Here is a 23,295-nt window from a genome sequence, read left to right on the forward strand (position 1 = left end):
CAAGAAGGAGAGCCTGAGGGCCTTGGCCGCCTGAGCACCGTCATGTGTCCGCCGCTCCGCAAAACACGGGGGCGGCGCGGCGGACACGCCGACGTCACCGCAATGCCACGCCATTTTGCAGAACTTGACGCACACAACTACGAGGTATTCTATATCTGAAGGGCAGAAAAAGTTATTGCGTCAATAGAGAGAAGACGCCTTAACTAAGACTTTCAAAACCGTTAAGTGTATGCTGCCAGGCGATCAAGGCGTGATGTCGCCCTGTCGGGGGGGCGAGTAAAATGCAGACTGTGATGAGTCAAAAGCTGGCAAGCTATGGCCAGTGGACCTACCGTGGTGCCTGGGCACAGAGATTGCGGCCGCAGCGATTGGTCTTACGACAGGTGTAGCATTAGGCGTACAAGCGTTTTCTGCAAGCGAGTCTGTCACTGTGACGTTGCCCCCAGTTTCTATCCAGTTTTGAGTTCGTTTCCGGCGTGGGTTGTGCCCTGCTGGGCGGGTGAAGCGACGGGCGCAGGCGCGGAGCCTTTGGCATAGTGACCTGCGCGAGCGACCGTCGCAAATTGAAGGTGGTGACGAACTGCGTGAGGCACAAGGATTCGGGGACCGCGCCTAACGCGGCGACTTCAACACACCAGACGAGAGGCAAGGTACGCCAAAAGGCTTCATCTCCCGTTTGATGTTCGCCGTTTCAACGGGGCTTGCGTGAGGTGTAATCATCACTTGGTCGATGAACGTCTTCGCCTCGATGTCGATATAGACACCCTCTCTCAATGCCTGCTTGTCCAGCCAAAGGAGTCTCACCTCGTCTTCGAACTTGAAGGCACGCCGCTTGTGCAACAGCATGGTCGCGGCCACCCGGGTAACTTCTTTCTTCGATCCTTCTGCGACCGACTGCGCCAGACGAACAAGAGTTCTCTCGCCACGATATTGGACGCGGCCTAGAAAAGCGGAGCCGGCGCTGTTCTTGAGGAGGCCTTTTGCCGCGTTCACCATAGCGTCCACCCGACAGCGGATTCGAACAATAGGAGTTTCCTTGTCGGGACCAAAGCCTGCCATTCGCCAACGCGGTTCGTCATGTGCACCTGTGGTCCAACAAGAGCCGTACGGTTGAAACCCCGACAAGGGACCGGGGCGATTGAACAGACCATCGCACCACCACCGCTCATAGGGGTCCTGCCAACATCGGACGAGCGAGAGCCGCAGTTTGTTAGTTTCGAAAATCAGCTTGGCGTAACGCCATTCGAGCATATGATAGAGGAATGGTTTTGTGAGTGCGGGGTCCTTCATCACTTTCCGGCCGTCTGCGCCGCGCTCGAGTGACCAAGAGATGGGATGCTTCTGGTCGATGATCATGACAGTTTCCCAAGAGCCAGCTCGGCACTCTAGTCAGCTGTGAACTCTCTGTTATTTGGCATCACGCTTCTAAACTCAGGCCATTCAGACCTAGCGGTGCGCGCGGCAGGCGGTATGGTCTGGCGGTATGGTCTTGCGTTATTCCGGCCAGCCGCCTAGAATATCCCTATGATTGATCTAGCAACCCATGCGTTTGAGCTGCTAACGGCCCTACTTGGATTGGCAACAGCAAGCCTTCCTGCGCTCTTGTTTTTTAAAAATACCGAAAAACTTGATAGCTGTTTTTTTAATACAAACGAAAACGCCCTCGCCAGATCATAAATCGTGAAGGACATTGGCACAAAGGACTGGAAAGACCTTTGCGAGACTTCTGGCACAAGCCAAGATGAATGGCCGACAGTCAAATCTCAGACCCAGAGCTTACCCGGACGGTAGCGGCGGGGCAACCGGTGCCTCAGCCACCTCAACTGACCGCCCAATGACCGCCTTTGAGATCACGAGGCGGTTGGCTCTACGTCTGATATGAGGCGCATTGCCGCCCGGCAGCCTATGGGCCGTGTATGGACGGTCAGGTATTTGCGCGGGGCGCCCGACAAGCTGCCGTTCGGCTACCGACCTCATCGTTATCGTTGCGGGATTCGAGGCATTCCGATACCAGCCATTCGCCGGTGACCAGTCTCAGCACGTGGTCGGGCATATAATTTGCCTATCGTTCGCGCGGCCAAGAGTGGGCATTTGTTTTGACGCGCTTCTGTTCGTCGACATAGGGACGCTGGCTCCGCAGCATCAGATCCGATTCTTTACATGTAAAAGCTGTACCTTGGAGCGATCTCCTGCTCGTCTCCGAGGTATTTGAGCACCTGGCCCACCTGCCTTGCCGCAGCAATGGTAATCGGCATTCCGTTGTCGAACTGAGTGTTGTTCCAATTCATCTTGGTCAAAGCCAAGGTTTCGTGCGCGATATGCTGCAGTGGCTGACCGAGAACCTGACATCGCAGCATCAGCGGCCGTGGCACATACATGCCGGGATATGTGCGGAAGAAGTCGACGCTGCCGCGCGTGTAAAGGAGAGCCTGATCCTTGCTGAAGCGCAAAAGGCTGCCTCTCAATGGGGGATAGACGCCGAGCCGATAAAGGCGTGTCATCGATTTCTGAATCCAGACGAAATCAGCATAGTCGATGTCGCGCTCGTCAATAGCCTTGTGAAAACCATCCAGTTCGTTCGAATCGAAACGCGATGTCTTATGCAGCACCACGCGGGCTGGGTAGTGGCCGTGCTGACCGCGAAACACCTTCAGGGAATCTCTCAGGAGCGTATAGGCATCTTCGGCGGTGAGATGGGGCGAACGGTCTTCTTCGCTTTCGACCATGCGGCCGCCGCGAAGGATTAAACCTTCCCCTCTCTCATCAAACATCTGGGCGGTGCTCGTATGCATATGCTCGCCTTCCACCGATCGGTAGAAGCTCAGACCGACGAAAGATGTTCTAAGTTCTCGGGCATCCCTCGCGAGGCGCCACGGAAGGCCACCGGCTTTGTAGTAGATGGCAGTGACAAGGTTCCAGGCGATGGTGGCAGGATCCTGCGTTCGCCGGTCGCTGTTCTCCTTCAGTTTCCGAGGTATGCGGTAAGACGGATCGAACGTGGTCGGCCACATCAACTGAATAGGGATACGCAGGCGCATGCACGCTGCCTTGAGCATGCCGCGGAAATCTAGTTCGTTGCCTGGCTCCGCTTCCCCGACCTCGTCTTCGTTCTCGCCTGTGGCTTCACGTGCATTCACGGTCCTTTCGATTATCTCGACAGGCAACGCGATAAGAACGACATCGGGTCGCGCGGTCCTTTCAGCAAGGACCGCGATTTCGTCGACGATCGTGCTGACCACCTCGCGAGTGACCTCCCTTTGCCCCGGAACCGCAACCAGACGGCCGATTTCCTTTGTCGGAAGGATTCGCTGAAGCTCGCTCGATGTGGTGAATTCGCATCGAAAGGTTTCATCGTTCCGCAGACCTGGGAACCGTGGGAACAGGTTTGCCTGGCGGCTGGGCTTTGCTTCGAAACCGTCAGAGCATGCCTCGATCCATCTGGCGGTGCCTTCCACGGTGTCCGCGCTCCCGACTATTCCAAGCTTGACGCGTCTAGGCGCACCATCGATGTGCACGTCAAAGGGACCGTAGTCCATGATCCCGAAGCGGATGTCGGGATGCCGCAGCCCGCTTCCGAATTCCAGTTCGGGCTCGGCCAGATGAGAAAGCCTCATTCCGTGCCCTCCTGCATCTTGTCGAAGTCGAACAGCGGCGAGGAAGGATTGGATTCTTGCGCGGTCCAAAGTTGATCCGGCACACCCACGTCGAGTTCCAATGATTCCAACGGCGCGAATCTGAGATGTGGGTAGGCCTCCCCGAGAAGGTCTCCCGTCCGGTGGGTAGTCAGAAACGCCTGCCACATCACAAACTGGCCCATGACAGCAGCGTTGTTCTCGAGTTCTTTGATCTTCTTAAGATGTTCGCCTGCCTTGAAATCGGGCTCCCGGCCATCCCTGCTGAAATGATAGGTCGGCGTAACCTCGACGTACCATTTCTGATCATAGCGGACGAAATACGGGCGGAAGCCCGAATGACGAAAGTAAGCAGGCTTCCCCGGATGCTCGCGCTGGCGACCATAGCCTTTGACAACGCGACGCGTAGTCAAGTTCTGGACGCTCCTGTAGGCGTAGTTGAGCTTCCCTCGGTTTCTCGGCTTCACGAAATACAGGATGCCGCTGTCGCGATCGCGACGAAGGTCGGGTCTCACAAAATCCCCGATTGCCCTATTCAACAGCGCAACGAAATCACGAACCCGATCCACGTCGTCGCTGTCCGACCACTCGGAGGTGTCGAAGACTTCCATCGCCGACACATCGCAAATTTTGTTCCAGGGCCACTTGTCCAAGTCGTTGAATGACAGGACCGCATTGCTCCTGACTATCCACTCGGAAGAGGCTTTCGAGTCCAGCTCCCTCAGGGCGGCTCCGAAAGATTTGTCCGTGTGGTGGTCGGTTGGGGCCCAGTAGATCTTAGGCGCGAAACCGATCTCCAACAGATTGACGAGCAGGGATTCGTGGAGACGCACGCTAGGTCCCGTGGACCCGGGCTTTGCCGAAGTGGCTACCGCCACGATCGCGGCCTTCGCGTCGACAGAGAAAAAATCAGATCGCTTGTCGAAGACGACCTTCCTCGACTTCAAGTTCTCGGTGTCACTGAACCATTCCTTGATCGACTTCCAATAGGCCTTCCCTTCGTCGAGCTTTACGACGAGCAGCAGAACAGGAGCCGTGCCATGCATCCAGTACTGGATGTCTGCTTCTGCCAAGGGGAACTCAAACGTGGTGTCGGTTTCGGCCTGCAGTCGCGTGCGCTCGGTTGCCTTTCCCTGAACTTGCAGCAACAGGTTTGAGACGGCTCCCGTCGTTTCATCGCGTAGTTCGATAAATCCATCGATTCCGGCTTCCACGCCGCCAGTCTCGTAGAACATGAAGCCCATGTTCAACACGACTTGGCGAATATACGCGATGCCGCGTTCGCCGATGATATCGGTACGCCCAATCTTCTTCGCCATCTTCCGCTCAACGAGAGTATGCGACCCAGAATCGAGAATAGGGACAAGAATCGTTCGGTTAGGAATACGACGGCGCGGTCTGCGCTTCAATTTTCACGACGAGTTGTCACCGGATAGGTGCCACGGCACTCGAAGGAAGTCCAAGCTCTATCGACCTCTAAGCCAAAATCGCCCGAGCGAAAGCTTCCTCGTCACCCGCGCCTACCAGACGCAACGGCACGCCGAGATCCCGGGCATGCTTCTCGGCGAGCGCTATGACCAGGGCTTGGTACTCGGCAATCTGGCCAAAAGTCCTGTCCGGGCGGACCCTGCTCGTGTCCCGACTCCTGTGACCGAGGATACTTTCAGGATCGCCGTAAAGAGCTATCACAACGTACGGATCGATCAGTCGGAAGACCTCCAGAGGGATTTCGACATAGCCGTCGTCGGTGTCGATGATGTTATGCGCGTCGAAAACGATGGGACGGCTCTCCCTCGCGCGCAACTTCCCGAAAGCTTCGCTTAGCAGCGTCTGATTGTCGAGAACTTGACCTTTTCTGAGTTCTTCGCGGTCTACGGTTCGAGCCAGCAGGTCGGCTTTCGCTTGCCGTAGGACATCGCTTGCCTGAACATGGATGAGGCCGGCATTTGCGGCACATCGTCCAATCACGTACGATTTTCCAACACCGGACACGCCGACCACCAATGCGACTCTCGTCATCGACCCAACTTCCTCTAGCCTGTGCCTCTCCCATAGACGACCCTGCGACGAAATCGCCCGCTACATTGTACACGCTGTCCACGAGAAGTTTGCGTGGGACCGTTTCGATTTCTCTCGCGTTCGCATAGAGTCCGGAGAAGTCAGGAGTGGCCCATTGCAATTCGTGTTTCCTACGCCCCCAGGGCTGTACGACGCCGCTCTCGAGCGTCTGAAGACAAGGCTCGCGGACGAGTTTCCCGAACGATCTTCCGTCCCGCGTGAGCGCTTCGTCATGACCGAACGCCTCGCGGACAAGGTGCTGTCTGAGCAGAAATCGACGACAATCCGATACGACCGCGATAGGGTCGAGTACCCCGCTGGGCCTGTGCTGCCACTTTACGCCGCTGCCGAGCAAGCGCCGCATGACGAGTATCGTTGCCTTGCCCGTCTTCGTGTCCTCAGCGTGCGTTACTCCACATTTAATGGCCTAACCGAAGCTGATGCGCGTTCCGACGGATTTTCTTCCCTAGAGGAATTGCTCGGTACGCTGCAGCACTTCTACGGCCGCATAATGCCGGATGACACGGTCTGCATTTACGAGTTCGCCCTCGAGCGAACGGCGACGAAGCGAAAGACTTTGGCCTGGAACGTGGTGCTGCAATCCGCTTCCGTCTAAAACTTGAAGCCCAGCTTCAGGAGCGTTTTCAGCTTCGCGTAAGCCGATTGGGGAATCTTGTTTATCGACTGCGGCCACGAAGGCAGGACGCCGTAGCCGAGCAAGTCGATCAACGGCACGGTCGGCTCCAGGTGCCCGATCAGCAGGAAGTCGATGACCTTAAGCGGACGCGATCCCGCCACCCAGTGGGCGAGTTCCGTATCCGAAAACACGGATCGTTTCGCAGTCCACTTTCGTACCTCGTTCACATCGAGGGTCCAACGGACGGATTCCACAATGCCCACGCTCGTCATTGATTGGGAGCCGTAGGACGGGGACTTGGTCATATAGAAGAAGAGCAGATCTCCAGGCTGCAATGCATTCGTTGGGGCGTGGCAGATGTAGACTTTCTTAATGGTATTGCCAGGTTTGCCGCCTGGCACCCCGGTGCTTCCGGTCGTCGGAGCGGTCACCTCAGGGAACAACTTCCGATGATATCCCGGCTGGATAGGCACGACGAACTTGCCCACAGAAGCGTCGTCCGAAAACCGTGGGTAGTTCTTCTTCACGGTCCTGAGCTTATCGGTTCCGGCCGACAACGGCCCGCTTCCCATAGGCTTTTCGTAGACTAGCTCATGTTTCGCGAGCGTTTTGGTTTTCTCGAACCCGTATTCTTCAAGCAGGCGGATTAGAGCCTCCTGCTTGGGAAACGCGGTGACATAGGTCAGGTCGTAGCCGTTCCGTTGGCAATGCCATAGGACCTGCTTCAGCAACTGCTCACCGAGCTTTTGGCCCCTATAGCCCTGGGCCACCTTGAAGGTGCAGATCTTTAGAATCTTGGCAGCGGCGTAACGCGTGCCGGCTTCGGCGTGGGTCTCGTCTTTTCGAATGACGATCGCGGCTAGCTTGCCGCCATTCTTGATCACCCAGCAGTCGCGGTGCTCTTCCTTGCACTTCGGCACCCATACCTCCCGGAACCCGACGTAATCGGCGGCCAGATCGTCAAAAATCTCATCCTTGAAGTCGATATTGTACGCTTTGACGTATTCGACGGAGGGCAGGAAAACCTGATCCGGTTCGTACGCCTGCTTAAGCCACGCGACCGCATCAGCGACTGTCAGAACTTGTTCGCTGAGACCGGCGGCCTTCGCGCGTCGATGAATGCCGTCATCCTCCGTAACGAACAGCTCCACGACACCATCCGCGACCGCGTGCAGCATCTTCGCGTCGCAAACGTCATTCGGCTTCGGCAGCTTGCCGTACAGCTTTGCCAGTTCCTCCTCGGGAGGAACGTGAACGCCCTTCAACTGGCGGAACTTCTTGACCTTAGAAAGAGTGATCTTCCTACGATCCTTGTCGGGATCGCGTTCGATATCTTCCAACGAAGCTTCATGTACGAAGACGGATATTCCGTGCTCCTGGCATTTGCGCTGCAGGTCGGCGAACTGAGCCTTAATCTCTTTCGAATCCTCGAGCTGGATGATGACATTGGTGTCGATGAGCAGCTTCATCTCTCGGAACCCCGGATCAGCTGACGAAAGGCATCGTCGGCATAAGCGAATGACTGTGGCGGCGTAAAGCCGAGACGATCCTTGAGTAAGGATAGGGGGACGGGTTCCGGGACGGCGACCGGATCCTGTAGCTTGATCACGAAGCCGGACGTCCTCTCAGCATAGTACGCATCGAAGTCATCACGCGCAATGAAGGCCACGTCACTATAGTTTGCCCATATGCGCTCGACCGGGAGTTCTTCCACGGTAGAGATCGTAGCGTACCCGATCACTGCTTGGATCGGAGCCGACGCATAAATGTACATGACCGCGCCGGTGACCGTCCCATACGGAAATCGACGCCTCAGTTCGACTTTCTTCTGACCGCTTACAATTTTGATAGCGTACTCTGGCTTGATACTCAGAACGAAGTCGTGGCGGAACAGGTCCAGATTGCTCATTCTTTGACGATCGCAATTTTTCTCATGATCGGCATTATCGCGTACAAACCAAAATGTGAACTGCTGTCTCTCCAAAATCGGCGTCGCGACCAATTCGCTTCCAATGTGTTGCGGTTCGCAAGCCCGCACGTAATGCCGTAGCAAGCGTCACGCTCGCCCCCACTGCACCTTCATAACGGTCGATATCTGAGCCTGTCCGACGCACGTTGGATGTCGAACACAGCCGAGGAACCGAGCGTAAGGTCCAGTTCGCTCGACCAGGCATCCATCCTCGTATTCCGGACATAGTGGACAACTCACACAGCAGCTACATCCAATATGGGTTGACTTCATTGGTACGACCGGAAGGGTCGCGCCACAGGACTGAGCCGGTTGCCGGACCGGTGCAATCCGTTCTACCACCAGGATCGGGCCTGCGCCTGACGCCAGGGGGCAGGTTTGTGATGACGCCTGAATGTTTTCGCGCAAAGGGAGGCGGCGATGGAGAAGGAAATTGCAAGGTTCATGCTGAAAGCGTCGAAGTTCGAGTTCTTCGTAGTCAATCGGGATATCGCACTCGCTCTGACCAAGTCGCTGAGGACCTTTAACGTGATTTCGGGCATCAACTGGACAAAGCTCGCACAGCGCGTTGAGGCAAAGTTTCCTTTCAAGTCCTTCGATTTTTCCAAATCAGGGTTCGAGATTTTTGCACAAACCGCGCCACAGTATCTGGTGATCAAGGAGAACGACCGCATCGATTGGGACAGCGACAATGAACCAATCGATTCCTGGGATTGGCTCTTGTCTCGAAGTTATGCGCAGCTACGGAACAACGTCGCCCACGGCAACAAGAAACAGAAGGCCGCGCCATTCACTTATGAACGTACGGCTCAATTTTTGCCTGCCGGTCTCGCATTGATGGACTTCATTGCGACACAGGTTTTTTCCGAGACCGACTGGGACACGCCCATTTTTAGCTAGAGCTCCGGAACTCTTTCCAGAAATGCGATCGGTGAAGTCGGCCGAAAAATGTCCGCTTTCGGTAGATGACCTCGATAGTGCAAATGACCGGGATGAGGCGCAGAGCCGGCACTGGTTCGGGGCAGATCAGCTCGTCTATCGTGCCCTATGTTTCGGCTTGTCGCCGGCAAATTGCTTCAATGCATTTGCCCGCCTAGAAAGGTGCCCCCTCGGACTCACTGGTCGCTGTCACTTATTCGGACCCTGAAATTGGCTGCCGTCGCGATTTCTCTGGTGTCGACGACAGGGAGTCCTTCCTTTCTGGCCTTGGCAAACGCTCGATCGCTGTCCAGGAACTCCGCCAACATGAACGGGATCAGTTCCGCTACCGATTCGGACTCGCCATAGGTCTGACGATAAAGCGCCGCATAGTCCTGCAGTGCTTGGTTCAGGTCTGCACTTACGCTTATGGTGATCTTCGAAGGTGTCCGATCCGGAAGTTTGCCGAGTTTCAGATTGGTCATGATGACTCCAGTCAATTCGGGTACGGCCGCAGCACAAGATCCTTGTGCACGATGACGCGCAGTGGCCAACCGGGCCGGACAGTGATGGTGGGTTGGATATTGAGGTTCTTCTCGGTGATGCGCTGGCCAGCTTGACTGACGTTCTGCTGAGCGGATTCGCGGATTGCTTTGACCAGGTCGCTTTCCTCTTCCCCGAGGCTCAGCTCCGTGCCGACCCCTAGCAACGTGGCCAGCGCAACGCCTTTGATCAGCTGCCAGGTATGGAAATCCACCATGTCCTCAAGCCCCGCATAGCCGGCAGTGTCTGTTGCCGGCAGATTGTCAATTTCGATCGAAGAGCCGTCGGGCAGCAGTATCCGTTGCCAGACCAGCAGCGCGCGCCTTTGTCCAAAGGCAACAACGCTGTCATAGGTGCCAATCAGGCGAGAGCCTTGCGGAATGAGCAAGGTACTGCCGGTGACTGTGTCGTGCACATTCTCGGTGACCTGTGCGACGACGAGGCCGGGCAAATCGGAATTGATGCCAGTGATCAGGCTCGCTGCGATGACGCTGCCGGCCATCAGCTGATACGGCGAAACCGGCGTCTGCAGTGCATGCAGATTGTAGATTCCACTTGTGTTCCGCTGGCTGACAAAATCGAGCTTGCGCTGTTGATTGTTTTGGTCGCCCTCGGCCGGTGCAACGGAAGCTGAATCGCGTGCGGCATCGGATTGCGGAGCCGTTCCATGAAAGGGTGGGCGCCCGCCCTGCCCGTTGGCGGCGGCATCCGCTTGCCGGGGTCGATTTTCGATCCGAAAGAAGACTTGCGATTCGCGCGCCTCCATCGCCTGCTGTGCAAGGCGCTGCTCCTCCGCCGAAACCTCCTGGCCCGGCGCTATGCCCAGTTGGCGTTGATGCTCAAGGATGGGGCGGCCGAGGTCGCCGGGCAGCGGGGGTCCAAGTTCCGGAGGCTTGGGCTTGATCCCGGAATAGTCCTTAGGCAGCCTTTCAATTGCCTCCGCGGTTGGCTTCCGCTCAGTGTTGTAAAGCTCTTCAGCCTGCTCTTTGATGCGCAGCGCCGGTCCCTGCAGCGCCATCATGGCGACGCCTAGAACGGTCCCGGAACCAACAGCAGCAATGGCGACAATAATGCCGCGCTTGAAGCGCACAGCGCGGCGAGGCGAGGCCCGCAGCTGCAGCTGTTCTGGATCGAGTTTCGGTGGAGCATCGGAGCGGGAAGTATCCGTCATGGGCCGTCCCTCACCTGCTGGAACGCGAAAAGAGCAATATCCGCCTCGGCGCTTGCCTGCCGTCGGTCCTCGTGATGCGCACCACCTGCTGCTGCTTGGCGCCGAGGCGCAGTTCGGCTGCGGCGAAGAGGCGATCGACGATGTAATAGTTGCCCCGTATGCGGTAGTTGACGAGCTGGTTGTCCCCGTCAGCACCGACGATGAAGAGCGGTGGGGCCTCGCCCTGATCGATGCGGCGCGGGAACTCGATGTAGACCTTGCTGCCATCATCGAACGCGCGCGTCGGCCTCCAGGGCGGCATGTCGCCGGTAATCGAATAGCGGAAGCGAATATTTTCGAGAGCCACATTCGACGCCACTGGCATAGTGGCGTCGGCCTGCGCATTGCGCCGGCGTAGCGCGATGATCTGGTCCTCGCTGTAAGTCCAGGAGATGGCCGCCATGGCGGTCTTATCCGTGCTTTGAAGCTGTAGGTGATAGCTTCGCCGGTCCGTGGTGATCACCAGATTGGTGGCAAGTCCTGGCGCGAAGGGCTTCACCAGCACATGGGTGCGCTGGTCATCGCCGGAGCCACTGACGGTGTCGCCAATTACCCAGCGCACTGTATCGCCGGCCGACACGGATTGGAGTTTCTCGCCTGACTGCAGAGCGATATCGCTGACGCGCTCCGGTGCGGCATAGAGCTGGTAGAGCGCGCCTTCGGTAAACGGGTAAACCTGCACCGCATTCACATAGCCATATTTGGTGGGTTGCTGCGTGGCCGCCTTGTTGGCATCGGCGACACGTTCTTCAGGCGAGCGCCTGTCTTCAGCAGCCTTGCCCGGCTCGGGCTGCAACTGGCCGGGCAGCGGTAGCGGTTTCGGCACTTCCACGACTTTGACGGGCTTCTCCGGCGCCTTTTCGATTGCCGCCGGTTGGAATTTGGCAGCATCATAGGAAATCTGAGGTGGCGGCACCGGCTTCGAGGCACAGGCGGAAATGACCGCAGCCGACGCAGACAGGATCAGCGCAGTGCGGAGCGACGAGAGTCTATTTATCATTGGCGGGCTCCTTTGGGGGAACGGAAGTTTGCGCGGCACTGTCGAGCTCGCGCGACCAGTCGATGGCGTTGATGAAGACGCCGAGCGGGTTTTTGCGCAGCTGATCGGCATTGTTCGGCGGCCGGATCACAATGGTGAGGATCCCGGTCCAACGCGTTGTGCTGGCGAGGCTGCCGCGCTCAAAGACCTGCTCGGTCCATTTGACTTGATAGGAGCTGTCGGACGCTCGGACCACGCTCGTCACCTGCACCGAGACGCTGCGCGTGCCGATCTTGCCGAACGGGTCGTTGGCCTTAGCGTACTCGTTGAGAAAGAGGGCTCCACGGTCGGTGGCGAAGTCGTAGGCCGAGAGCCAATTCTGCCGCACCAGCACCGCATCGGTGGAAACAGAGCGGACATTCTGGATGAAGCGGCCGAGATGCCAGGCGATCTGGGCATCGGTGGGCTCGTAGTCCCGGATTGCTGGAGCGACGGCGCGCGCCTCGCCGAAACGATCAACCTCGACGAGATAGGGCACGACGCGGCCCTGCATCGACTGCCACAAGAGTCCACCAGAGAGCCCGGTGGCCAGAGCGAGGCAGCCAAAGGCCATCAGGCGCCAGTTCCTTGCCTGCACGCGCGCAGTGCCGATGCGCTCGTCCCAAAGTTGGGCGGCCTTCTGGTATGGTGTGACGGGGTGGGGCGTCTTCCCGTAACGCTGAACAGGTCGCTTGAAGAGCATCTAGTCTTCCTTATCGTTGAGAGAGGGGTTGGCGCCGCTTCCACCCCGATCGCCATCGCGGACGGCCTGCGTGGCGGCGTGGCGATGGGCGCGCGCGGTCTGTTCGGAACGCAAGCGCCTCGCCCACGCCGGCGCGGCATTGGCACCTGACGCGGCAGGGTTTCCGATCATTGATACGGTGGGCGTGCCGCCCGTCGCGGTCCAGGCGGCATCGCGGCCGGCATCGGCGCTGCGCCGGAATGGTTCTTTTGCAGATCGCATTCCCCGCATCGCGGCGCCGCCAGTTGCGCCGGCAACGCCCTGCAGTCCAGCAGCTACGCCGGAGAGGCCGGACTCGGGCGATGTTGCACGCCCCATCTGCCAAGCTGTGGAAGCAGCCGATCCCATGGCCGTGCCGGCTCGAACGGCGGCGAGACCGCCGCCGGTTGCCATGCGCGCGCCGGCAAGCGCCGCACCTCCGGCAACGAGCGTTGATCCGGCGGCCGCCGCGGTGGTTCCGAGTGCGGCTCCCGCGCCAAGCTGCGGCGCGCCGGAAACAAGACCCGAGGCAATTCCCGGCCCGAAAATGCCGAGCCCAAGCAGCGCCAACGCGCCCAGTACCTGTGACATGGCCGCGGCCAAGTCCGGCTCCTTGCCTTGCAGCGCGGAAGCGAACTCGCCGAAGAGCGTGGAGCCGATGCCGACGATGACAGCAAGCACCATCACCTTAATGCCCGACGAGATCACATTGCCGAGCACGCGCTCGGCCAGAAACGCCGAGCGGTTCCAGAGCGCGAAGGGCACCAGAACAAAACCGGCCAATGTGGTGAGTTTGAACTCCAGGATAGTGATGAAGAGCTGAATTGAAAGAATGAAGAAGGCGATGAGGACCAGAAACCAGGCGAGAAGCAGCACGAAGATGGTCAGCGCGTTGCCAAAGATCTCGGGGAAGCCGACTAGCTGGCTCGCTTGATTGAGCAGCGGCCAGGCGCCCTCGAAGCCGGCCGCGGCAATGCGGCCTGGCCGCAGGAGACTGTCGGCGGACAGATTGCCGGCCGATGCGTTGATGCCGAGCCCGGCAAAGGAATGGTAGATGATGTCGGCGAGGTTCTTAAAATTGTTCAGGATGAAGGCGAAGGCGCCGACATAGAGCACTTTTCGGACAAGCCGGCCAAGAACATTGGGCTCGCCGCCGAACGCCCAGACCAGGCCTGCCAGCGTGATGTCGATGCCGATCAGGATGGTGGTGAGAAAGGCGACGTCGCCCGAAAGCAGACCGAACCCGCTATCAATATAGCGGGTAAAAGTCTCCATGAAGCGATCAATGACGCCGAGGTCGTTCATGTCGCCGCCTTCCTCGTTGTCTTGAAGAACTGCTGATCAGTTGCCGGGATAGGCCGTTCCGGTGCCCAGGAAACGCTTCGTCGTCTCGCGGGCGGCTTCCTCGGACTGCGCCTTGCGGGCAGCATCTTCGGCTTCAGCCCGGAACAGGGTCGCGAGCAGCGTCTGGATCTGAATCTGCTGCTTGGTCGAAAGCGCGATCAGCTGATTGGTGGCCTGGCTTGCCTCAAGGGCACCTGCCGCGCCCTGACCGCGGTTGACGAGATCGGTAAGCAGGTCGCCGTCGGCCCGCACGTTCTCCACGATCTGCGACTGCGCGCTCATGGTTTGGCGGAACGCCTGCATGGCGTTTTGCCAGCGCTCGCGCGCGGCGCTCGCCACATCGCTGACCTTGATTGTGGCGTCGTAGCTTTCCGGATATTGCACACGCCACTGGTTCTGAAGCTTGTCGAGATCGAAGCTCAGGCCGCTGGCCTGGGTCATCAGGCCGTCGATCCGTTGGAGCGAACCTGTGAGCTGGCCGACGGAAGAAAAATCCAAGCGCTGAAGATTCCGCGCCATGTTCTGCAGCATCGTCGCCTGGTTCTGAAGCGACTGGATCTGGTTGTTTATCTGCTCCAGAGAACGTGCCGCTGTCAGCACGTTCTGCGCATAATTCGACGGATCGAACACGATCAGGGCGTGGGCCGGCTGGACGTAGTCGGCCATCGGTTTTGCGATTAGGGAAACGGTGATCAGGCTGGTGAGAAGGCGGCGCCGCATCATGACGATTGCTCCTTGTCTGGTTGAGGGAATTGCTGGAGAAGCTCGGCAGCCCAATCGAGGCCGCGCGCACTCAGGAACCGGGAGGCAAAGCTGTCCTGCCCGTGCTCTGACAGGACGCTGTCGATCAAAGCTTGCGTGGCCGGATCAGAGGCGCCGCAGAGCGCAAGAGCGATCGGGCCGAGCCCGAGCTCGAAGAGGCGGTTGCCGCGGCGCGACTGCAGATAATACTGGCGCTTCGGTGTGGCACGGGCGACCAATTCGATTTGCCGCTCGTTCAGGCCGAAGCACTCATAGGCTGCCCGCACCTGCGGTTCCACGGCACGGTCATTGGGAAGAAAAATGCGCTGTGGGCAGCTCTCGATGATTGCCGGCGCGATCGACGAGGCAGCGATGTCTGCAAGTGACTGCGTGGCGAAAATGACGGAGACGTTCTTCTTTCGCAGCACCTTCAGCCATTCGCGGATGCGGGCGGCAAAGAGAGGGTTGTCGAGATAGACCCACGCCTCGTCGAGCATCAGCAGCGTCGGCCGTCCGTCGAACCGCTCCTCGAGACGATGGAACAGATAGGTGAGCACCGGGAGCACAGCGCCTTGGCTGTGCATCAGCTCTTCGGTCTCGAAACACTGCACATCCGACAAAGCCAGCCGATCTTCATCGGCATCGAGCAGCCGGCCGAAGGGACCGTCGAGCGTGTAGGGCATCAACGCGGCCTTGAGCCCATTGGACTGAAGCAGAACCGACAGGCCCGTCAGCGTGCGTTCCCGCACCGGCGCAGTGGCAAGGCTGATGAGTGCCGACCAGATCGCCTCCTTTACCTCCGGCGTAACGGTGACATTCTCATGGGCAACGAGGCCGGCGATCCATTCCGCCGCCCAGCTGCGAGTAGCCTGGTCGCCGATATTGCTCAGTGGCTGGAAGGCAAGCGCACCATCCGCGCCCAGCGCGTGGTGTTCTCCGCCCATGGCCAGTGTTGCCGCACGAGCCGAATTGCCCTTGTCGAAGACATAGACCTGCGCCCCGGCATAGCGTCGAAACTGCAGAGCGACTAGCGCGAGCAGAACCGACTTGCCGGCACCGGTCGGCCCAACGACCAGCATGTGGCCGACATCGCCGACGTGGGTGGAAACCCGAAACGGTGTCGACCCGTTGGTCTCTGCGAAGAGAAGCGGCGGGGATTCGGTCCCAGTCACGTTGGCGAGATGCTCGTTGTCCACCGGACCGGCCCACGCCGACGACAGCGGCATGACATGGGCAAGATTCAGCGTGTGAACGAGCGGCTGGCGAACGTTAGCGTAGACATGACCGGGCAACGAGCCGAGCCACGCCTCGACCGCGTTGATGCTTTCACGGATCGTGGTGAAGCCGAGCCCATTGACTATGCGCTCAACCGCTCGGAGCTTTTCCGCGGCGGCCTGCCGGTCCTGGTCCCATACCGTCACCGTTGTGGTGAGATAGCCGAAGCCGACGTGATCGCCGCCCAATGCCTGAAGGGCGTCATCCGCATCGAGCGCCTTGTTGTCGGCGTCACTATCGACGAGAGGGACGGGTTCGTTGGTCACGACCTCGCGCAGGATAGCTGCGACCGATTTGCGCTTGGCAAACCACTGACGGCGCAACCGGGTCAGTGTCTTTGTGGCTTCCGTCTTGTCGAGCGGGATGAAGCGCGTCATCCAGCGGTAGGCGAAATCCTGATGGTTGAGCGCGTCGAGGATCCCTGGCCGGGTGACGTTCGGGAAACCAAGAACGGTGAGGGTGCACAGATGCTGCTCACCCAGCATCGGCTCCAGGCCGCCGGTAAGCGGCGCGTCAACCAGAACACCGTCGAGATACATTGGCGTTTCCGGCATGGCGACCGGATGGCGGTAGGTCGCGATTGTGCCGTGCAGATAGGTTAGCGTCTCGGCATCATCGAGGGCGCGCACTTCCGGCATGAAGCCGGACAGCAAATCCAGGACGCGGTCGGTCTCGTCGCGAAACCACGCCAGCTCCTGGCGCCAGTCTCTAGCCCCTCCCGAGTGATGCGAGTCGATCAGTGCGCTTTCCGCCCGCGCCTGGCCATCTGGCGCCGGCATGAAGACCAAGGTCAGATGATAGCGACTCTCGAAGTGCGCGACCTTGCCCTCGAAGGCCGCGCGCCGTTCCTTATCGACCAGCCATGAGGCAGCATCGGGAAAAGCCGAGCTCGGATAGCCCAGCGCTTCAACGCGCTCGGCCTCGAAAAACAACCCCCATCCGGAGCCCAACCTTCGTAGCGCATTGTTAGCTCGTGCGCAGATGCCGACCAACTCGGCTTCGGTCGCGCTTTCAAGGTCGGGGCCACGGAACCGGAAGGTTCGCTGGAAGCTACTGTCTTTATTGAGCACAATGCCGGGCGCGACCAAAGCGGCCCAGGGCAGATGATCGGCAAGCCGATCGGCTTTGCCGCGATACTCCGAAAGGTTCAGCATGCAAGCCACCCCTTCAGGCGAAGATGACGGACAAGCACGCTGGCGAAGTCCGGATCGCGGCGAGCGGCAAAGACCGCGAGGGTGTGGCCGGCGATCCAGAGCGCCAGTCCGGCGATCCACTGCTGCAGGCCAAGGCCTATTGCCGCGGCCACCGTGCCGTTGAGGATCGCCACCGCTCGCGGCGCGCCGCCCAGCAGGATCGGCTCAGTCAATGCCCTGTGAACGGGGACTTCGAAACCCTCGATATGCTGCTCTCCGGTGGCCATCAGACGAGTGCCCCGCCGCCGAAGGAGAAGAAGGAGAGAAAGAAGCTCGATGCCGCGAAGGCGATCGACAGGCCGAAGACAATCTGGATCAGCCGGCGAAAACCGCCTGCCGTGTCGCCGAAAGCAAGGGTCAGGCCGGTGGTGATGATGATGATCACCGCGACGATCTTGGCGACCGGTCCCTGGACCGACTCAAGGATCTGCTGCAGCGGCTGTTCCCAAGGCATGCCGGAGCCCGCTGCGTGGGCCGGGACGGTGAGAAGAAACGTGAGCGCGGTGGACGAAAGGAAGCGAAGCTTCTTGAGCATGAGGTGACCTTTCAAAACTGCTGGAGTTGCGGAAGCGTGAGCGGGGTGACGGCGTAATCACCGCTGCTGTCGAGACCGGTGACCTCAGCGATCGCGTCAATGCGGCGCGAGGATCCGCGCCCAGCGATGAAGACGATCAGATCTACCGCATCAGCGATGAGGCGGCGGGGAACGGTGACGACGGCTTCCTGGGCGAGCTGCTCGATACGGTAGAGAGCGGAGCGCGCCGAATTGGCGTGAACCGTCGCGATGCCGCCGGGATGCCCGGTGTTCCATGCCTTCAGCATGTCCAGGGCTTCCGCGCCCCTGACTTCGCCCACGATGATGCGGTCGGGTCTGAGCCGCAGGGTCGAGCGCACGAGATCGGCGAGCGTGACCGACCCCCGCCTCGTCCTCAAGGCAACGCAATCCTTCGCCGCGCATTGCAGTTCGCGCGTGTCCTCGATCAGGATCACCCGCTCGTCGCAATCGGCGGCTTGTGCCAGCAGCGCATTGGCAAGTGTTGTCTTGCCCGACGACGTGCCGCCGGCGACCAGGATGTTGCGCCGCTCGCGGACCGCCTTCTTCAGCGCATCGGCCTGCAGCGGCAGCATGACCCGGTCGGCGACATAGTCGGCCAACGTGTAGAGTTTCGCCGCAGGCTTTCGGATGGCGAAGCATGGCCCCAGCACGACAGGCGGCAGCAGACCCTCGAAGCGCTCGCCCGATGGCAATTCGGCGCTGACAATCGGATTGTCCCCATGCGCCTCGGCGCGCACGTGGGAGGCGACCAGGCGGATGATGCGTTCGGCCTCAGAAGGATGCATGTGCACGCCGATGTCGACCCGGCCTTCACCCAACCGGTCGAGCCGCAGCGCACCGTCGGGATTGACCATCACCTCGATGACGGTCGGATCGGCAAGGGCTTCGGTGATCGCCGGACCCATGGCGGTGCGCAGCATGGCGCGGCGGCGATGGTCGGCTTCCGGATGAGAACTCATCCTTCCCCTCCCCTGCGATCGTCGGTGCCAAGTGACCGTTTCCCGGAAGCGATTTGGCGGCCGACTTGTTCGACGAACTTCTCGAAGCGCTCCTGGGCAATCGCTTGCGTCGCCTTGTCCGGCACCGGCGTGTGAGCATGAAGCGTGATCGAAAAGCGGATGAAGAGCGCCAGGCTCTCCAGGATCATCTCGACATCGCGCCTGACATGTCCGAGGTCACGGGAAAGACGGTCGAGTCTCTTGCCGTAGCGGTGGTCGAGTTCATTTTCCCCACGCCGCTCGATAAAGGCCTCGACCGCGTGCGCCACAATGGCCGATTTGGTGGTCGATGGATTGCGGCTGAGGTTCTCCAGCTTCTCGCTCAACTCGGGTCCAAGCAAAAACTGGTGACGAATGCGGTGGGGCTTCATGCTGCTTGTTCCCTCTGACCGGCGCTGATGCACCGGCGACGGGAACGAGCATCGTCGAGATCCTCGAAATCGCTTACGGCCGTTATCTACGCTGAGATGCGCCCGCGTATGGCGCGCCGTTCAGAAGCCGGGCACGATGTCCTTGTCGTCGCCCATTCCCTCATTGAGGCCGTACGCACGTGCTGCGGTGGAAATCCGATCCATGACGCGCTTGTCGGCGAGCGTCTCGCAGTCATCGTCTGCGGGCGTGAACAGATCGCCATGATCAGGCTCCTGGGCGACGAGGGTCCGTTCTTCGGGCAGGCCCGGATGGCGCTGCTGCTGGACACCTCCGTCTTCGATTGCCGCGCCGGCACTGTCGTCGTCGCCAGCAAGACGCCGATCCACGCCGCGCACCTGTCCGCTCCAATCGTCCGGGCGCGACGTGGGCCGATCCGCGTAGGCACCGTCGCGCAGCACCGGCGAAGGCAGCACTCGCTCCGTGAAATTCGGATCCTGGTAATAACGCAACTTCTTGGCGCGAATCGGCGGCAATCCCGAAACCAGGATTAGTTCGTCAGCCTGCGGCAACTGCATCACCTCACCCGGCGTCAGCAGGGGGCGAGCGGTCTCTTGGCGGCTTACCATGACGTGGGACAACCAGGGCGCCAACCGATGGCCGGCATAGTTACGCATCGATCTGAGTTCCGTCGCGGTACCGAGCGCGTCCGAGATGCGTTTGGCCGTGCGCTCGTCATTTGAGGAAAAGGCAATCCGCACATGGCAATTGTCGAGAATGGCGTTGTTCTCGCCATAGGCCTTGGAGATTTGGTTCAACGATTGCGCTATCAGATAAGCGCGGATGCCGTAGCCTGCCATGAAGGCGAGCGCAGTCTCGAAGAAGTCGAGCCGACCGAGCGCCGGAAATTCATCCAGCATCATCAGGAGCTGATGCTTGCGGCTCTTCTTTGGATCGCCCTCCAGGCGCTCGGTCAGCCGCCGGCCGATTTGATTGAGCACCAATCGCACCAGGGGCTTAGTGCGCGAGATATCCGACGGCGGCACGACCAGATACAGCGACATCGGTCGCTCGGCATCCACAAGGTCGGCAATGCGCCAGTCGCAGGCCGATGTTGCCGCGGCCACCGTTGGATCACGATAGAGCCCGAGAAACGACATGGCGGTCGAGAGAACGCCTGAGCGCTCGTTCTCTGACTTGTTCAGCACCTCACGAGCCGCCGAGGCTACGACCGGATGGACCTGGGGCTTGTCCACCGTGCCGAGGTGGTTGGTGGTCATCATCCGCTGCAGTGTCGCAGCGAATGAGCGTTGCGGGTCCGACAGGAAGGTGGCGACACGGGCGAGTGTCTTTTCCTCTTCGGCGTAGAGCACGTGCAAGATGGCGCCAACTAGAAGTGAATGACTGGTCTTCTCCCAATGGTTCCGCCGTTCCAGCGCGCCTTCCGGATCGACGAGAATGTCGGCGATGTTCTGAACGTCGCGGACCTCATCTGGACCTTTGCGCACTTCCAGCAGCGGGTTGTACCGCGCCGATCTCGGATCGGTCGGATTGAACAAGAGACAGTGCGAGAACTTCGACCTCCAGCCAGAGGTCAGCTGCCAGTTCTCGCCTTTGATGTCGTGAATGACGGCCGAGCCGGTCCAGGAAAGAAGGGTTGGAACAACGAGTCCGACGCCCTTGCCCGAACGTGTCGGCGCAAAGGCCATGACGTGTTCCGGTCCGTCATGGCGCAGATAGCGATAATTCAGTCCGCCAAGGAAAACGCCGGCCGGCTGAAACAGCCCCGCCTTCTCGATTTCCAGCTTCATGGCCCATCGTGAGGACCCATAGGTGGTGACCAACCCCCGCTGCCGTGCGCGCCAGAGGGACCCAGCTATCGCGGCGGCACAGCCCAGGAACCCACTGGCTCCGGCAAGTATGCCAGCCTTGTCAAAGACCTCAGGCGCATAGGCGTCAAATTGGAACCACCATTCGAACAGCTTCCACGGCTGGTAGATCGGCCAGCCGACTGTCACAAACCATGGTGGGCCGAGTGACGGCTGATAGGAGAGCATGTGGGCGCACCATTGGGTTGCAGTCCACACGCCAAGAATGACAATTGCGAATACGACAGCGATCTGCCCAATCAGCAACTTCGTGGGTGTCAATGGCTTGCTCCGCTCTTCTGGCCAGACGGACCAAACATCGCGCCGAGCGATGAGAATTCAAACGGCCGCTACATGCGACTAGGTGCGATGACAAGGTTGATAGGCATTGTTCAGCTGCGAACAGCGAAAATCCGCCGCAGCAACCGATCGGCGGTGCCAGGTACGCGGTTTGGTCGCAGAAGATGTTGGGGCTTCAGGCGCGGGCACATTGAAGATGTGCTGACAGACAAACCTTTGGAGCCGACGCGTTTGTGCGAGTAGCGAGCTGAAGGGCTCGGCGAGAAGTCGTCGTTCTCAATCGGGCGACGGGGGATACATCGGCGAAGACGGCATAAGGGAGGATGGGCCAGACCGAGCCGACGGAAAGGTCGTAGCCAAGGCGGCCTTGGAGCGCATAGCGCCTGGCCGGGAGGCCGCCGCCAGCCAGGCTTACGCGGCGCGTCGTTGAGCGAGGTGAAGACCCCCCGAACGGGCTCGACGAGGGTCCACGGCGGTCACAATGTGGTGGTGGTGATCGCAGTAGACGCGATCCGGCGAAGTTGGCCCAGCACAAAAACGATAACCGCCGGGTACAGAAGCGTCTTCGCTCACCGGGAAGCGGCACTGATAGAGGCCTAGCTGAATGAGGGGGACGTCTCGCGAAGTTGGTCTGATATTTTCAGGCATCATGATGGTTTCCTAGTTCACAGCAATTGCCGGCTGACGGCCGCAGTGCGACCCATCAGGGGCGAGCTTCTCTCGTTTGGGAGGCTATGGATCACCATATGGTGTTGGCAGCACCGTCAATGAAGCCCGACGCCCTGCTTCTGAAGCCAATAGTTTGCGACTTAAGGCCACACCCATAAACGCATTGGCGATCTACCATCGTGTCCCCGAGGCACTCGCCCGCCGCGGTTTGCCGGCGGCGGGGTGGCACTGGCTTGTGGGGCCCTAGGCCCACTCGCGGCGCTCGCACTGGATCTCGGTGCGGGTTTCCCTTGTCTCATCGCCCTGTCAGCGCCTTGCAAATGAGCGAAACCAAGCTGTCGCGCGCTCGCTCGTGGAGTGCGCCTTTCGGCCGCCATGCAAGGAAATCATCAACGCTCATCCAATCAGCCGGGTTTGTGTCGGCGTCTGGCTGGCTGAATTCCACATACAGATGCAGTTCGTCCGGCACGAAGACGACCCTCCACAATCCTTCGATGTCATTGGCAAGGTTGTAGGCGAGGACGGTCATGGCGGGGCACTCCTTTCGCCGTGGAGCGTGCCTATCTCACGGGAAAATTCCATCACCAGAAGTTAGTATTGACGCTCGCGCTTTCTCACAAATCCAACGTCCGCGTGATGCCGAAAGGTGCAGCCAGCTTTTTGTGTATCTCGATTGGGAACACGGGACCGCCGCGAACGTTCGGTGCACGCAGCGAATCCTCCCCCTCCAGGTATTGCTGCAGATCGGTATCCCGATCGGCCCGCGCTCCCCGCAAGGGCGCGGGCCTCGGCCTGTGGTGCTCATGCCATCTACTTCGATCCGCAAGATGGAATATGATCTGGATAGAAGGACCCTCTCGGTGTGGTTCGTCGCCAGCCGTAAACGATACGAGTTTGAGGGGGTACCGCCGGAAACCTTTGCCGCGTTCCGGGCCGCGTTCGCCAAGGGCCGCTATTTCAACGACCACATCCGCAACAATTTCCGCTACCGTCTGGTTGCGAGCGATAGCGACCCGGGATGACCTGACCTGCCGGCGGCTCAGTCGTCCTATCGCTCCAACCGGCGGTTGGTGGACGCGTTGCCGCTGTGGCGCTTAGGGTTGGTTGCGGTCCGCGCTCACCTGGCAAGCCCAACCCCCCGCATCCCCCCGCCTGGTGCAAAGCGTTTGATCGGTCCCGCCGTTCTGGCAGTGCGGCGGGACTTTTTTGCGGTCCAGGTGGAGCATCGGCGCGCGGGGAAGGCGCGGTGCACGCAGCACCCTTTTCTCATCCAACG

The 23,295-nt window shown here is 59.8% G+C and carries 22 protein-coding genes; 3 read left to right on the forward strand and 19 right to left on the reverse strand.

Translation table 11 applies throughout. The annotated features are described in order from the left end of the window. Positions 1-612 precede the first annotated feature (612 nt). The 4 genes from NKJ08_RS29135 to NKJ08_RS29150 all read right to left on the reverse strand — a co-directional run bounded on the left by NKJ08_RS29135 (position 613) and on the right by NKJ08_RS29150 (position 5,651). Entirely contained in the window at positions 613-1,356 is a 744-nt protein-coding gene (locus NKJ08_RS29135) for a hypothetical protein (protein WP_352784597.1), read from the reverse strand. An 800-nt stretch (positions 1,357-2,156) separates the two neighbouring features. Beyond that, on the reverse strand, positions 2,157-3,614 hold the full coding sequence (locus NKJ08_RS29140; protein WP_352784600.1) for an argonaute/piwi family protein: 1,458 nt from the start codon (positions 3,612-3,614) through the stop codon (positions 2,157-2,159). Then, entirely contained in the window at positions 3,611-4,951 is a 1,341-nt protein-coding gene (locus NKJ08_RS29145) for a DUF4365 domain-containing protein (protein ID WP_352772433.1), read from the reverse strand. Before NKJ08_RS29145 ends, NKJ08_RS29140 begins: the two co-directional genes overlap by 4 nt. Positions 4,952-5,108: 157 nt before the next feature. Beyond that, positions 5,109-5,651 (reverse strand): ATP-binding protein, encoded by a 543-nt coding sequence (locus NKJ08_RS29150; RefSeq protein WP_352772431.1) that lies wholly within the window; start codon positions 5,649-5,651, stop codon positions 5,109-5,111. Positions 5,652-5,922: 271 nt separating this feature from the next. Here NKJ08_RS29150 and NKJ08_RS29155 point away from each other — a divergent pair, with 271 nt between their 5' ends. Beyond that, positions 5,923-6,306 carry an ASCH domain-containing protein gene (locus NKJ08_RS29155; protein WP_352784604.1) on the forward strand — a complete coding sequence of 128 codons (384 nt, stop codon included), beginning with the start codon at positions 5,923-5,925 and terminating at the stop codon, positions 6,304-6,306. Here the strand turns inward: NKJ08_RS29155 and NKJ08_RS29160 are convergent. Next, positions 6,303-7,796 (reverse strand): GNAT family N-acetyltransferase, encoded by a 1,494-nt coding sequence (locus NKJ08_RS29160; RefSeq protein WP_352772429.1) that lies wholly within the window; start codon positions 7,794-7,796, stop codon positions 6,303-6,305. The genes NKJ08_RS29155 and NKJ08_RS29160 overlap by 4 nt on opposite strands. Next, positions 7,793-8,329, reverse strand: coding sequence for an ASCH domain-containing protein (locus tag NKJ08_RS29165; RefSeq protein WP_352772426.1), 537 nt, complete (start codon positions 8,327-8,329; stop codon positions 7,793-7,795). Before NKJ08_RS29165 ends, NKJ08_RS29160 begins: the two co-directional genes overlap by 4 nt. Before the next feature lie 387 nt (positions 8,330-8,716). On the opposite strand from NKJ08_RS29165, the gene NKJ08_RS29170 reads away from it, so the two are divergent. Further along, positions 8,717-9,196 carry a hypothetical protein gene (locus NKJ08_RS29170; protein WP_352772423.1) on the forward strand — a complete coding sequence of 160 codons (480 nt, stop codon included), beginning with the start codon at positions 8,717-8,719 and terminating at the stop codon, positions 9,194-9,196. Positions 9,197-9,411: 215 nt separating this feature from the next. On the opposite strand, the gene NKJ08_RS29175 is transcribed toward NKJ08_RS29170, so the two are convergent. The 13 genes from NKJ08_RS29175 to NKJ08_RS29240 form a co-directional block, all read right to left on the reverse strand. Beyond that, complete coding sequence (locus NKJ08_RS29175; protein WP_352772420.1) at positions 9,412-9,699, reverse strand: DUF2274 domain-containing protein; 288 nt, start codon at positions 9,697-9,699, stop codon at positions 9,412-9,414. An 11-nt stretch (positions 9,700-9,710) separates the two neighbouring features. After that, entirely contained in the window at positions 9,711-10,928 is a 1,218-nt protein-coding gene (locus tag NKJ08_RS29180) for a TraB/TrbI/VirB10 family type IV secretion system protein (protein WP_352784610.1), read from the reverse strand. Positions 10,929-10,938: 10 nt separating this feature from the next. Then, positions 10,939-11,967 (reverse strand): P-type conjugative transfer protein TrbG, encoded by a 1,029-nt coding sequence (trbG, locus tag NKJ08_RS29185; RefSeq protein WP_352784613.1) that lies wholly within the window; start codon positions 11,965-11,967, stop codon positions 10,939-10,941. After that, positions 11,957-12,688 carry a conjugal transfer protein TrbF gene (trbF, locus tag NKJ08_RS29190; protein WP_352772411.1) on the reverse strand — a complete coding sequence of 244 codons (732 nt, stop codon included), beginning with the start codon at positions 12,686-12,688 and terminating at the stop codon, positions 11,957-11,959. The genes trbG and trbF overlap by 11 nt, the downstream gene beginning before the upstream one ends. Then, complete coding sequence (gene trbL / locus NKJ08_RS29195) at positions 12,689-14,011, reverse strand: P-type conjugative transfer protein TrbL (RefSeq protein ID WP_352772409.1); 1,323 nt, start codon at positions 14,009-14,011, stop codon at positions 12,689-12,691. A 36-nt stretch (positions 14,012-14,047) separates the two neighbouring features. After that, positions 14,048-14,773: a P-type conjugative transfer protein TrbJ gene (trbJ, locus tag NKJ08_RS29200; RefSeq protein WP_352784617.1), complete on the reverse strand. Its 726-nt coding sequence runs from the start codon at positions 14,771-14,773 to the stop codon at positions 14,048-14,050. Beyond that, complete coding sequence (gene trbE / locus NKJ08_RS29205) at positions 14,770-17,220, reverse strand: conjugal transfer protein TrbE (protein WP_352784619.1); 2,451 nt, start codon at positions 17,218-17,220, stop codon at positions 14,770-14,772. The genes trbJ and trbE overlap by 4 nt, the downstream gene beginning before the upstream one ends. Next, complete coding sequence (locus NKJ08_RS29210; protein WP_023680309.1) at positions 17,214-17,486, reverse strand: VirB3 family type IV secretion system protein; 273 nt, start codon at positions 17,484-17,486, stop codon at positions 17,214-17,216. Before NKJ08_RS29210 ends, trbE begins: the two co-directional genes overlap by 7 nt. After that, entirely contained in the window at positions 17,486-17,794 is a 309-nt protein-coding gene (locus tag NKJ08_RS29215) for a TrbC/VirB2 family type IV secretion system protein (protein ID WP_352772403.1), read from the reverse strand. Before NKJ08_RS29215 ends, NKJ08_RS29210 begins: the two co-directional genes overlap by 1 nt. Positions 17,795-17,805: 11 nt before the next feature. Then, complete coding sequence (gene trbB, locus NKJ08_RS29220) at positions 17,806-18,774, reverse strand: P-type conjugative transfer ATPase TrbB (protein ID WP_352784622.1); 969 nt, start codon at positions 18,772-18,774, stop codon at positions 17,806-17,808. Beyond that, on the reverse strand, positions 18,771-19,184 hold the full coding sequence (locus NKJ08_RS29225) for a CopG family transcriptional regulator (protein ID WP_352458763.1): 414 nt from the start codon (positions 19,182-19,184) through the stop codon (positions 18,771-18,773). The genes trbB and NKJ08_RS29225 overlap by 4 nt, the downstream gene beginning before the upstream one ends. Before the next feature lie 120 nt (positions 19,185-19,304). Continuing rightward, positions 19,305-21,332 carry a conjugal transfer protein TraG gene (locus NKJ08_RS29230; protein WP_352772397.1) on the reverse strand — a complete coding sequence of 676 codons (2,028 nt, stop codon included), beginning with the start codon at positions 21,330-21,332 and terminating at the stop codon, positions 19,305-19,307. 982 nt (positions 21,333-22,314) lie between these two features. Beyond that, on the reverse strand, positions 22,315-22,548 hold the full coding sequence (locus NKJ08_RS29240) for a hypothetical protein (protein WP_352508341.1): 234 nt from the start codon (positions 22,546-22,548) through the stop codon (positions 22,315-22,317). A 274-nt stretch (positions 22,549-22,822) separates the two neighbouring features. On the opposite strand from NKJ08_RS29240, the gene NKJ08_RS29245 reads away from it, so the two are divergent. Continuing rightward, entirely contained in the window at positions 22,823-23,041 is a 219-nt protein-coding gene (locus NKJ08_RS29245; RefSeq protein ID WP_352772395.1) for a KTSC domain-containing protein, read from the forward strand. The last annotated feature ends 254 nt before the right edge of the window (positions 23,042-23,295 follow it).

The organism is Mesorhizobium sp. M0244, from assembly GCF_040321795.1.
Classification (GTDB): Bacteria; Pseudomonadota; Alphaproteobacteria; order Rhizobiales; family Rhizobiaceae; genus Mesorhizobium.